General features: G+C 55.1%; 1 protein-coding gene. It reads left to right on the top strand.

The features are described 5' to 3' along the window. Window positions 1-494 (top strand): AAA domain-containing protein (locus C7G61_RS45480; RefSeq protein WP_190242294.1); only part of this gene is annotated, 494 nt, incomplete at both ends.

Genomic DNA, 494 nt, shown 5'->3' with positions numbered 1-494 from the left:
CAAGGTTGAGGCAAGGCTTTCCGAAGCTGGCCTATCGATAGATCAGCTAAACCTGACGACGGACGCGGAGCTCTTCATCCGCAGTGCGGAGCACGTTCAAGGTGACGAACGCGACATTGTCCTGCTGTCCCTCACATACGGGAGAGATGCCAACGGGAAACTCTCGGCAAACTTTGGTTCGCTTAACCAACCGGGGGGCGATAAGAGATTCAATGTCGTCATCACTCGGGCCAAGTACCGAACTGATGTTTTCGCGTCGTTCCGCGCAGCGCAAATGAGCCCGGCCAAAACCCCCGGCGTAGAGGTGCTGAAGTATTACCTTCGACTGGCGGAGTTGGGCTTCCCTGCGCTCGAGCCCAAGTTCCCACTTTCTGAGCTAACTCGTGCGCTAAGGCTCAATAGTTTCGAAGCCGAACTTTACAATGATGTAATGTGCATCAGGGACGAGCGTGGCATTCACATTGGAGCGATCTACACGACAGGCGCGAAGCATC

The sequence above is a fragment of the Bradyrhizobium algeriense genome (assembly GCF_003062295.1).
GTDB lineage: Bacteria > Pseudomonadota > Alphaproteobacteria > Rhizobiales > Xanthobacteraceae > Bradyrhizobium > Bradyrhizobium algeriense.
Note: the sequence above shows the minus strand (reverse complement) of the source record. Positions and strands in the feature narration are given on the sequence as shown.